Consider the following 11,133-nt stretch of genomic DNA (forward strand, 5'->3'; position numbering starts at 1 on the left):
ATAGTTGAAGCCATGGGATAACAACGCCAAAAATGGCGGCGGCCGAGGAGAGGTAAATTTGCGGAAGAAACGGGTCACCCTGAAGGACTTGGCAAAGGCTGCAGGTGTCTCTCTCGCCAGCGCGTCCTATGCTGTGAACAAAACCGGTTCATTAGGCGAGGACACGCGCACTCATGTCCTGAAGGTGGCGGAAGAGCTGGGCTATCGGCAAAATCTCGCAGCGCGCGCGACCCGTACAGGACGGACGGGGGCGATAGGCTTTGTTGTGCCAGATATGACCAATCCGTTTTTCCCCAGCCTCGCCCAATCCATCGTCCAGCGTGCACGCCAAAGTGGTTATAGCGTGTTCGTGACCGATACCGAGGGGGATCAGGCGCAGGAAGAGGAGGTTGTGCGGCGGCTTATCGATCGCGGCGTCGACGGGATCGTCTGGTTCCCGGTCAAGGACGAGAACAGCATCGAAAAGGTCGCAGCCGACCTGCCGATCATAGTCATTGATCGCACCGTCACGGGTTTTGAATGCATCCAGGCAGACTATGCGGAAGGCGGCCGACTGGCTGCCGATTACCTTCTGGCGGCGGGCCATCGCCTGATCGGAGTGATTGCCGGGCCAATGGACGTTCGCAGCATGCGTGATCGTTGTGGGGCCGCGAGCGAAGCGATCGAACGCGGGGGTGCTTTGGCGTATTCGGTGGAAAACGCCTTCTCGACCGAATTGAGCGGGGATGTGGCAAGTGCCATCGAAGGCGGAGCCGCCACCGCGGTGTTCTGCGGCTCGGACCTGATCGCCATCGGCGTCATGAAGCTCGCCCGCAAACTGGGGATCGCGGTCCCCGATCAGCTGGCTATTGTCGGCTTCGACGATATCCCTTGGGCCGAATATTGCACCCCCGCTCTGACGACGATCGAGATGCCCGTGGATGAAATGGCGGCCGAGGCTGTCGACGCGCTACTGCGCAAGATCGACGGGGAAAATGAGAGCAATCGACGCGTCGTTTTCGGCGTCAATCTGATCGTGCGGGAGTCGGTGCTCCCAGCAAAATAGCCCGCGTTACCATGTGCCGCGTGAGACTGCTTGACACCGTAAGTGAATCGTTTCATTATCCCGGCTTGGAAGCGGCTATATGGGTGCTCGAAACACAGATTGCCATGTGCGGCTCAGCCGGTTTCGGCCAAATGTACTCGGGGCCTCGTCGAACGACGCAATTCTTTCACCCGCGAGCGGGTGGGGCGCCGTGTGTTCGTCAAAATGGGTGCGCTCGATGATGTATGCTCCTCCGCTTGGGGCGAATGCGTACACACCGACGGGCCGACAATGAGCGGGCACCCTTTAAATTCTGGGAAACGCATATGCACTCACCAAGGAGCGAGAGGGCATTCGAGGCCGATGACGCCATGTTCGCGCCCCTCGTTTATCTCGTGGATGATGACGGAAATTTCCGCGAGGAAATGGTCTTGGGCCTCTGCAGGCTAGGGCTTAACGTGCTTGGATTCGATGACGCTCCGTCCTTCTACCGAGCTTACGCCGTTCGGCCGTCCGACATCGTCATCCTTGATATCGGCCTGGATGGAGAAGACGGCCTATCCATAGCCGCTCATTTGCGCACTTCACGGTCAGTTGGCATCATCTTGGTGGCAGGTCGTGGCTCAGTAGACGATCGATTCAATGGACTTAGAGCGGGAGCCGATGCCTATGTCGTCAAACCCGTCAATGCCCGGGTACTGGCTGACACAGTAGTCGCGCTCAATAATCGTCTCAGCCGACTCCAAATTCCATTTCAGCCCGCAAGTTCCGCGTGGGCGCTGGCGGAAGGCGGTTGGGTTCTTGTCGATGGCATGGGCCATCGTCTCCGCTTAACCACTGCAGAACAGAGCTTTCTGGGGCGTTTATTCGCTGAGCGTGGGGAAATCGTCGAGCGTCACGCTCTCGTGGAAGCTCTCGGCGAGGACATCTACAATTATAATTACACCCATCTGGACACGATCGTGAGCCGCCTACGTCGACGGGCAAAAAAATCGCACATGACGCTCCCCTTGCACGCCATTCGCGGAAAAGGCTTCGTCTTTGCCGACTGAAGCGATCAGCACCAATCCGGTCGTGCGGGAGTCGGTGCTCTCAGCAAAATAGCCAGTGTCGCTATGTGCAGCGTGAGATTGTTTGACATCGAAAATGAAACGTTTCATTATTCCAGCTTGGAGGGCGATGATATGGGTGCTCGAAACACAGATTGGCGTGCGCGGGTCGGCTTGTGCTTCGCCGGCGTGATTGCCGCTTTGTCGCTTGGCCAGGCGCCTTCCATAGCCCGCGAGGAGGGAAGGTCATCTGCTGCGCCGGTGACGATCCGCGAAACGGCTAATCTCGCGGACGCGTTTGAGGCGGCGCGTGCCGCCTCTCCGCAAGGGCGGGTACTTCTGATCCTCGATATCGACAACACGCTGCTGACGATGCCCCAGTATCTGGGTGGTGATCGCTGGTTCAATCGCCACGCTGCGATGATAGCAGACAAGGCCGACCCCGACTTCGCCGGCATGGGTGAATTGATTGCAGCGCAAACGATGCTTTTCGGTATCGCCTCAATGCAGGCGACAGAACCGAATATCCCGGCGATGCTGGCCGAGACGACACAGCAGAGAATTGATGTTTTCCTCCTCAGCGCTCGCGGGCCCGAGCTTTACGATGCGACCCGGCGCGAACTGGATCGAAACGGGCTCCAAGTTGAAGCGCCTTACGCCTGTTCCTTCTTTCTGTGCACGCAGGACGGTCTCTATCGCGACGATGAAATCCGGTTGGCCCTAACCGCATTAGGAGAAGAGGCGTCGCGCTCGCCCTATCGGGACATTCTGATCCGGGACGGAGTGATGCTCGTTTCCGGCCAGGACAAGGGCGTGATGTTGAAGCTGCTGATGGGGGCCATCGGCGGGCGGCAATATGCCCATATCGTGGTCGCGGACGATGGGCAGAAGAATATTGCCGCCTTGGCGGCAAGCGGGAATCCAGTACCCACCACGCTTTTCCATTACCGCCGGATCGACCCCTCTGTCACCGATTCCGAAAATCAGACAGCGCGCGCCCAGTTCGCGGCTTTGACCGCGGCCCTTTGCTCCGCAATGCAATCGACGCTCTGCGCGAAGCCGGCGGCGTCGAACGGTACCCGCAAATGATATCGAAGAAGATCACCGTGTCGGGCTATGCGACGCTGGATTATGTGGTCCAGTTGGACGCCCCTTTCTACGGAACGGGCACTGCGACCGGCGAACTCGGCGTGTCCGACGCCTGGCCACGCGCTGGCGGGGCGGCGCTTTATGCATCGCGGCGGATCGCGGCGGTGGGGCACAGGGCCTTCCCGTTGACATGGATCGGTGACGACGGGGACGGCGGTCATTATCTTCGCGCTTGCCAGCGTTCTCAAATCTGCTGCGACGCGGTCGACCAGGTCCGTGGCGAAAAGACGCCGCGCTGCATCCTGATCTACCGTCCGGACGGTGACTATGGATGCCTGCTCGACACCGGGTTCCATGGACGCGAGGGCCTGTCCGCCGCTCAAGCCGAGACCTTGGCCGTTGCCGACCATCTCTGCATTTCGGCGGGGCCGCCCGCCGTGACGCGGACCTTGCTCGAAGCATATTCTCGGGATGCCGAGCTCAGCTGGATCGCGAAGCTTGATACCCTATCCTTTCCCGAGGAACTGCGGGCGGCGCTCGCCCGGCGAGCGCGTCTGATCTTTTGCAACGCGAGCGAGCGCGAGTTCATCGAGGCTTCGCGCGACTGCGAGCGCCCGGAACGGCAAATCATCATCGAAACGCTGGGCAGCGCAGGCGTGCTCGTCGATTCCTGCGAGGGTCGTCGGGTCATTCCCACCCAAGCTCTGACAACCCATGATACGACCGGGGCTGGCGATACGCTGGCGGGCGAAACGATTGCGCAATATTTGACCGAGCAGGTGACGATCGAGGGCGCGGTCGAGTTCGGGATGGCGGCCGCCAGGCACCTCCTGGTCAGCCGCATTCCCGGTCGCGAGCAAACGGCATGACCGACCACCAAGTCTCGACTCCGGCGTCCGAGTTGTCGCGGGCCGAGTCCGGATCCGATCTCGCGACGTTTATCGGTCACAGCCGGGCAATTGCGGTACCGAACAATTGCATTCCTGGCATCGTAGAGGCTTGGTGCGTGCTTGCCGAGCATTGGCGGCATCTGTGCGAGGAAGAGGCGGCATGATCGACTCGCGCCCACTTCTCGATCAAAGCGCCGAGACGATTGCCGCCGCTGTCCGGTCGCGACAATATTCCGCGCGTGCGCTCGTCTTCGAGTGTCTGACTCGCGCCGAACGCTGCGATGTGCCGATCAATTCTATAACCCGGCTGCTGAAGGTCAGGGCGCTGGCTGAAGCCGACGCGGTCGATGCAAAAGTGGCGGCGGGAATAGATCCCGGCCCCCTCGCCGGCGTACCTTATGGCGTCAAGGATTTGTTCGACGTTGCCGGCTTTCCTACCACAGCGGGGGCGGGCTTTCGGCGAAACGCCGAGCGGGCGACGCACGATGCCATGGCCGTCGAGCGCCTGCGCGATGCCGGCGCGATTCTGGTGGCAACCCTCAATATGGACGAGTTCGCCTACGGCTTTGCAACCGTCAACGCCGCGTGGGGAACGACGCGCAATCCGCATGATCCAGAGCGGCTCGCCGGCGGGTCCTCGGGCGGATCGGCAGCCGCGGTGGCTGCCGGCATCCTGCCGTTCACGCTTGGGTCGGATACCAACGGATCGGTAAGGATTCCGGCGAGCCTCTGCGGCATATGGGGGCTCAAGCCGACGCACGGGACTTTGCCAATGGGCGGCGTTTTCCCTTTCGTCGAGACACTCGACGACATCGGACCGTTCGCCCGGTCTGCTCGCGATCTTTCCCTCATCCGGGGGGCGCTGAAGTGCGAATTCAGTGAGTCGGCCAGTCCCTATAAGTTGAGGATTGGAAGGCTTTGCGGTTGGTTCGCCCAAAATGTCACGCCCCCGGTTCAAGAGGCCATCGATGTTCTTGCGGCGGCGATCGGGGGCGTCGAAGAGGTCGAGCTGAGCGGCGCGTCGCGAGCCCGATCCGCGGCATTTATCATGACGGCCATGGAAGGCGGTGCGCGGCACCTCCCCGAACTGCGCCGCAGACCGCTCGAATTCGATCCCGCTACCCGTGACAGGCTCATCGCGGGCGCGGCCTTCCCTGCCGAAGCCGGTGACAAGGCAGCGGCAGTGCGGGAGGAATTCCGCACCGAAGTGGCGCGGCTTTTCGATCGTTTCGATATCCTGATTGCGCCGACGGTGCCCGGAATCGCCCCTCGCTTTGATGATCCGGTTGTCGAGGTCGACGGGATCAATATGCCGGCGCGAAGCAGCCTGGGCCTTTTCACCCAGCCCATCAGTTTCGCCGGCTTGCCGGTGGTCGCGGCTCCGGTCGGAGCTCATGACGGCATGCCTTTCGGAGTACAGCTGATCGGCGCGCCGGGAAGTGACGCCTTGCTGCTGGCCTTCGCTGCCGATCTCGAGCGCCGCGGTCTACTTGGTCTCGGGATCTTGCCATCATGACCGGCGCGACTGCAAAGGGCATGGTGACGGCGCCACACGCCTTGGCTGCCGAGGCCGGTTGCGCCGTGCTGCGCGACGGAGGAACCGCGGCCGAGGCCTGCGTCGCCATCGGCGCGGCGCTGGCGGTCGTCTACCCCCATATGACCGGAATCGGCGGCGACGGCTTCTGGTTGATCCGCACTCCCGAGGGCGAAGTCGAGGGTATCGATGCCTGTGGCAGTACCGCGTCGGGCATAAGCCTCGATCTCTATAGGGGAATGGAGACTATTCCCTGGCGAGGGCCGCTGGCCGCGAACACGGTCGCGGGCGCGATTTCCGGCTGGGTTCTTGCGATGGACCGCCACGGAAGCGGAATGCCGCTCGGCAGGTTGCTGCGCGATGCGATCGACCACGCTGAAACGGGCGTTGCTGTCGCAGGCGGGCTGGCGGACGTCGTGGCGTCAAAATATCAGGAGTTGCGGAGCCAGCACGGCGATTGGGCGGCGATCTTCGCGCCCGGAGAACGGCCCGTGCGAGCCGGCGAACGGCTACGCCAGACCCGGCTTGGCGAGACGCTGCGCCGGTTGGCGGACGAGGGCCCGGATGGATTTTATCGGGGATCGCTCGCCGCCGATATCGCCGTGGACCTTGCCGCGCTCGGCAGCCCGCTGAGTGCAGCCGATCTTGGGGCGCACGAAGCGACGGTGTCGACGCCGCTGCGCGCCGCCATTCGCGGAGCGACGCTCTATAATCATGCGCCGCCAACCCAAGGCATTGCGTCGCTTCTCATCCTCGCGATCTACGACAGGCTCCTGTCGGCGGGAGAGGTGGACACATTCCCCCATGTGCATGGGTTGATCGAGGCGACCAAGCAGGCATTTCTGTGGCGTGATCGACATTGCGGCGATCCCGCCTTCATGGAGGTCGATCCGCAGCAATTGCTCGATGACGACGCTGCAATCGCCGGAATGGCGGCTGCGATTGAACCGGCGAGGGCGCTGCCCTGGCCTCAGCCTCCGCAATGGGGCGATACATGCTGGTTCGGAGCGGCGGATGCGCGCGGACAGGTCGTCAGCTGCATCCAGTCGACCTATTTCGAGTTCGGCTCCGGTGTGGTGCTGCCGCGGACCGGGATCGCTTGGCAAAACCGGGGCTGTTCGTTCCGTCTCGCCGAAAGCGGCTGGAATGCGCTCAGGCCCGGTCGCAAGCCTTTCCACACGTTGAACCCGGCATTGGCAACATTCGATGATGGGCGCGTCCTTGCTTTTGGAACGATGGGAGGCGAGGGCCAGCCGCAGACCCAGTCGGCGATCTTCACCCGCTATGCGGCAGGTGTCGATATCGCTGGATCGATCGCCGGACCGCGCTGGTTGCTCGGTCGCACCTGGGGGGAAAGCTCGACCAGCCTGAAGATCGAGGATGGCTTTCCCGCCGAGCTTTATACGCAGCTTGCGGCCGCGGGGCATGATGTGGAACGCGTGGGACCCCTGACGGCCATGATGGGCCATGCCGGTGCCATCATCCGGCATGCCGACGGGCGTCTTGAAGGCGCGAGCGACCCGCGCAGCGACGGCGCGGCGGTCGGCTGGTGAGCGTAGTCGGTCCCTCGGGCGCGCGGGCTGTCGCCCGGTGCGATATGCTGGGCGTTCCACCCTATAGCGACACGGCGGACGGCCTGTACCGCGCCTATCTCACGCCCGCTTATTGCGCCGCTCAGGAGGCTGTGGCCGGCTGGATGGCCGAAGCGGGCATGGCCGTGCGCCGCGATCCCGCCGCCAATCTCGTCGGTCGTTACGAGGGCGGCGACCCATCGGCGCCGATCCTCTTGATCGGCAGCCATCTCGACAGCGTGCGCGGCGCCGGGCGCTACGACGGGCCGCTTGGGATCATGCTGGGGATCGAGGCGGTCGATGCGCTCTGTCGGGCGGGTCGCCGATTGCCCTTCGCGGTCGAGGTTATCGCGTTCGGCGACGAGGAAGGATCCCGTTTCCCGGCCGCCATGCTCTCCAGCCGCGCTGTGGCCGGCACGCTCGACCGGGCCGCGCTCGACATCGCCGATGCTGACGGCGTGACATTGGCCGCGGCAGGCGCGGATATCGCGCACTACCTGGAGGCGGCGCGCCCGCCCGGATCGGTGCGTGCCTATTTCGAAGCGCATATCGAACAAGGACCAGTCCTCGAAGCCGAGGGATTAGCCGTAGGAACGGTCACCGGGATTGCTGCGCAGCTACGCTACCGGGTGACGGTCAGCGGGACGGCGGGCCATGCGGGCACCACCGCCATGGATTTGCGCAGCGACGCACTTGCCGGCGCTGCCGAAATGATATGCGCAATCGAAAATCTCGCGCAGCGCGACCAGTCCGATCTTGTAGCGACCGTGGGCGCCATCGAGGTCGCGCCGGGCGCCGCCAATGTCGTCCCCGGCCGCGTCGACTTCTCGCTCGATGTGCGTTCCGGAAAGGGATCGCGGCGCGACCGCGTAGCCGCGGCGATCCTCGAATGCTGCGAGGATATCGCGCGGCACCGCGGGCTGCGTCTCGCATACGAGCTCTTGCACGACCTGCCCGCCAGCCCGTGCGACGGACGCCTGATGGATCTGCTGGACGAAAGTGTCGCGGCAGAAGGCTTCCCCGTTCGGCGCCTCGTGTCGGGTGCCGGGCACGACGCAATGATCATGGCATCGCTCGCACCGACGGCCATGCTCTTCCTGCGCTGTGCCGGCGGCGTCAGCCACAACCCGGCGGAGCAGGTCGACGCGGCCGATGCCGATATCGCCCTTCGCGTAATCATGCGCTTCCTGGAGAAAATGGCCGATGACGCTACCGCCTGACCTCTACGGCCAGATCGACCCGCCGCATCGGCTGCTTATGGGGCCGGGACCGGTCAACGCGCATCCACGCGTCCTGCGAGCAATGGGCGCCGATCTTCTCGGGCAGTTCGATCCCGAGATGACCGGCTACATGAACGAAGCAATGGCGCTCTATCGCCCCATCTTCGGGACCCAGAACCGCTGGACATTGCTCGTCGATGGCACGGCTCGTGCTGGGATCGAGGCGGCGCTGGTCAGCTTGGTTACCCCCGGCGACACGCTGCTGGTCATAGATTTCGGCCGCTTCGGTCTTTTGCTGCGCGAGATCGGCGAGCGGATCGGAGCGCGGATCGAGATGCTCTCGGTCCCCTGGGGCAAGACCGTCCCCATGGACGCCATCGCCGCCGCCATCGAGCGCCACGCGCCCGCGGTCGTCGCCTGCGTCCATGGCGATACCTCGACCACCATGGCCCAGCCGCTGGAGGGCTTGGGGGTGCTATGTCGTGCGGCGGGCGCGCTCTCCTATGTGGACGTCACCGCGACGATCGGCGGAATGGAAATTGCCGTCGATCGCTGGGGCATCGATGTCGTCACGGGCGGGTTGCAGAAATGCCTCGGCGGGCCTTCGGGTTCGGCGCCAATCACGATTTCGGAGCGCGCGGTCGAGCATATCTTTAGCCGGCGGCATACCGAGCACGGGATCGCGCGGTCCGATCTCGTACAAGGAATGGGGCGCCGGATTTCCTCCAACTATTTCGATCTCGCAATGATCATGGACTATTGGGGCGAGCAGCGTCTCAATCACCATACCGAGGCGACGTCGATGCTCTATGCCGCGCGCGAATGCGCCCGCGTGGCGCTGGGCGAGGGCCTGGATGCGCGCTATGCGCGCCATGTCCGCGCCGGACGCGCGGTCGTGGCGGGCGCGCGCGCGCTGGGTCTTCGCATCTTCGGTGACGACCGTTTTCGCATGTCCAACGTCACGGGCGTCCACATACCGGGCGGCATCGATGGCGAGGCCGTTCGGCGTCGCATGCGGCAGGATTTCGAGATTGAAATCGGCACCAGCTTCGGCCCCTTGCACGGCAAGGTCTGGCGCATCGGGGCGATGGGCTACAACGCCATGAAGCACAAGGTGCTGATCACGCTCGGCGCGTTGGAAGCTGCCTTGCGCGCGGAGGGCTTCCGCTGCCCCGCCGGTGCGGGTGTCGATGCGGCGCTTTCGGCGTGGGAAGACCCGGTATGACCGGCCCGCGTGACCTTGTGGGTTACGGAGCCTACCCGCCCGATCCGAGGTGGCCGGGGGGTGCCCGCGTCGCTGTCCAGTTCGTGGTGAACTATGAGGAAGGCGCGGAAAACTGCGTCCTCAATGGTGATGCGGGGTCGGAGGCATTTTTGTCCGATATGGTCGGCGCGGTGAGCCATCCGGCCCGCGCGATGGCGATGGAAAGCCTCTATGAATATGGAGGCCGGTCCGGCTTCTGGCGATTGCACCGCCTGTTCGCTGAACGCGATATTCCCGTCACCGCCTTTGCGGTCGCCAAGGCGATGGAATTCAACCCCGCCGCGGTCGATGCGATGCTGTCGGCGGGCTGGGAGGTGGCGAGCCATGGCCTCAGGTGGCTCGACTATCAATATATCCCCGAAGAGGTGGAGCGCGCCCATATTGCAGAGGCTATCGCGCTCCATACCAGGCTGACTGGCGAACGACCGCTTGGCTGGTATCAGGGTCGGTCCTCGCCGAACACTGCCCGGCTGGTGCGGGAGGACGGTGGCTTCGTATACGATGCCGACAGCTACGCTGACGATCTGCCCTATTACGCCGCGGGGCAACTGATGGTCCCCTACAGCCTCGACGCCAACGATATGAAATTCGTTGCGGCGGGCGGCTTTGCAGATGGCGAGTCCTTCTTTCGCTATCTGCGCGATACGTTCGACCAACTGTCCGCAGAAGGCGGGCGGATGATGTCGGTTGGCCTCCACGGCCGTATTGCAGGCCGCCCCGGTCGCGCCCGCGCGCTCGAGCGATTCCTTGATCATGTACGGGCAAATGGGGACGCTTGGATCGCGCGGCGGATCGACATCGCGCGCCACTGGCTCGCGGAGCATCCGGCATGAAGATCGATGATCCCATGCTGCTCGCCGAGGTGACGGCCGCCTTTTACGATTATGAGCGAGCGCTGATGGCGGACGATCTCGCCGCGCTCGACAGGCTGTTCCACGATGCGTCCACGACCAACCGCTACGGCATTGGGGAAACGCTTTATGGAATAGAGGAAATTCGGGCGTTCCGCGCGCGACGCGGCGGCTCCCCACCGCGCCTTCTCGGGCGCGTCGCAATCACCGTTTACGGCGATCGCTTTGCGACAGCCGACGCCGAGTTCGAACGCGAGGGCGGGGGAGCCCCCGGTCGCCAGACACAAAGCTGGGTCAAATTTGCCGACGGCTGGAAGGTCGTTTCGGCGCACGTCAGCCTTCAGGGAAGCATATCATGACCGCGCTTTTCGAACATAGTCCGTGGGTGGAGGAGCGCGCGGATAGCCAGCCGTCCTCTGGCGACCGCCATGCCGATCTGATGGCCGTGGTCGACGCGGCTTCCGAAGCGGAGAAGCTCGCGCTCATTCGCGCGCACCCCGAACTCGCGGACCGGGCGGTTATCGGTGGTACATTGACCGAGGCATCGGCCGCCGAGCAGGCGTCCGCCGGGCTCGACCGGCTGCTTCCTAGCGAATTCGTGCGGTTTCAGTCTCTCAATTCAGCTTATCGCAACCGATTCG

11 protein-coding genes are annotated in these 11,133 nt (G+C 63.6%); all 11 read left to right on the forward strand.

Annotated elements, in window-relative coordinates:
- Positions 1–58 precede the first annotated feature (58 nt).
- On the forward strand, positions 59–1,045 hold the full coding sequence (locus VGD20_RS16550) for a LacI family DNA-binding transcriptional regulator (protein ID WP_331135495.1): 987 nt from the start codon (positions 59–61) through the stop codon (positions 1,043–1,045).
- 350 nt (positions 1,046–1,395) lie between these two features.
- Entirely contained in the window at positions 1,396–2,076 is a 681-nt protein-coding gene (locus VGD20_RS16555) for a response regulator transcription factor (protein ID WP_331135496.1), read from the forward strand.
- A 78-nt stretch (positions 2,077–2,154) separates the two neighbouring features.
- A complete protein-coding gene (locus VGD20_RS16560; protein ID WP_331135497.1) occupies positions 2,155–3,162 on the forward strand; it encodes a DUF2608 domain-containing protein in 1,008 nt (335 codons plus the stop codon).
- Positions 3,159–4,031: a carbohydrate kinase family protein gene (locus tag VGD20_RS16565; protein WP_331135498.1), complete on the forward strand. Its 873-nt coding sequence runs from the start codon at positions 3,159–3,161 to the stop codon at positions 4,029–4,031. Before VGD20_RS16560 ends, VGD20_RS16565 begins: the two co-directional genes overlap by 4 nt.
- Positions 4,032–4,212: 181 nt before the next feature.
- Complete coding sequence (locus VGD20_RS16570; RefSeq protein ID WP_331135499.1) at positions 4,213–5,568, forward strand: AtzE family amidohydrolase; 1,356 nt, start codon at positions 4,213–4,215, stop codon at positions 5,566–5,568.
- A complete protein-coding gene (locus tag VGD20_RS16575) occupies positions 5,565–7,139 on the forward strand; it encodes a gamma-glutamyltransferase family protein (protein WP_331135500.1) in 1,575 nt (524 codons plus the stop codon). The genes VGD20_RS16570 and VGD20_RS16575 overlap by 4 nt, the downstream gene beginning before the upstream one ends.
- 44 nt (positions 7,140–7,183) lie before the next feature.
- Positions 7,184–8,377, forward strand: a complete 1,194-nt coding sequence (locus VGD20_RS16580) for an allantoate amidohydrolase (protein WP_331135501.1) — start codon at positions 7,184–7,186, stop codon at positions 8,375–8,377.
- Positions 8,361–9,602, forward strand: a complete 1,242-nt coding sequence (locus tag VGD20_RS16585) for an alanine--glyoxylate aminotransferase family protein (RefSeq protein ID WP_331135502.1) — start codon at positions 8,361–8,363, stop codon at positions 9,600–9,602. Before VGD20_RS16580 ends, VGD20_RS16585 begins: the two co-directional genes overlap by 17 nt.
- Positions 9,599–10,474: an allantoinase PuuE gene (gene puuE / locus VGD20_RS16590; protein ID WP_331135503.1), complete on the forward strand. Its 876-nt coding sequence runs from the start codon at positions 9,599–9,601 to the stop codon at positions 10,472–10,474. The genes VGD20_RS16585 and puuE overlap by 4 nt, the downstream gene beginning before the upstream one ends.
- A complete protein-coding gene (hpxZ, locus tag VGD20_RS16595; RefSeq protein ID WP_331135504.1) occupies positions 10,471–10,851 on the forward strand; it encodes an oxalurate catabolism protein HpxZ in 381 nt (126 codons plus the stop codon). The genes puuE and hpxZ overlap by 4 nt, the downstream gene beginning before the upstream one ends.
- The coding region (gene uraD / locus VGD20_RS16600; RefSeq protein ID WP_331135505.1) for a 2-oxo-4-hydroxy-4-carboxy-5-ureidoimidazoline decarboxylase at positions 10,848–11,133 on the forward strand (286 nt) is incomplete at its 3' end. The genes hpxZ and uraD, both read left to right, overlap by 4 nt.

Source organism: Sphingopyxis sp. (assembly GCF_036402335.1).
Lineage (GTDB): Bacteria > Pseudomonadota > Alphaproteobacteria > Sphingomonadales > Sphingomonadaceae > Sphingopyxis.

What these genes read in the sequence shown, in the direction of transcription:
- puuE (WP_331135503.1), top strand. Translation starts at nt 9,599, where the DNA reads ATGACCGGCCCGCGTGACCTTGTGGGTTACGGAGCCTACCCGCCCGAT.
- VGD20_RS16580 (WP_331135501.1), top strand. Translation starts at nt 7,184, where the DNA reads ATGCTGGGCGTTCCACCCTATAGCGACACGGCGGACGGCCTGTACCGC.
- VGD20_RS16585 (WP_331135502.1), top strand. Translation starts at nt 8,361, where the DNA reads ATGACGCTACCGCCTGACCTCTACGGCCAGATCGACCCGCCGCATCGG.
- VGD20_RS16575 (WP_331135500.1), top strand. Translation starts at nt 5,565, where the DNA reads ATGACCGGCGCGACTGCAAAGGGCATGGTGACGGCGCCACACGCCTTG.
- VGD20_RS16565 (WP_331135498.1), top strand. Translation starts at nt 3,159, where the DNA reads ATGATATCGAAGAAGATCACCGTGTCGGGCTATGCGACGCTGGATTAT.
- VGD20_RS16555 (WP_331135496.1), top strand. Translation starts at nt 1,396, where the DNA reads ATGTTCGCGCCCCTCGTTTATCTCGTGGATGATGACGGAAATTTCCGC.
- VGD20_RS16570 (WP_331135499.1), top strand. Translation starts at nt 4,213, where the DNA reads ATGATCGACTCGCGCCCACTTCTCGATCAAAGCGCCGAGACGATTGCC.
- hpxZ (WP_331135504.1), top strand. Translation starts at nt 10,471, where the DNA reads ATGAAGATCGATGATCCCATGCTGCTCGCCGAGGTGACGGCCGCCTTT.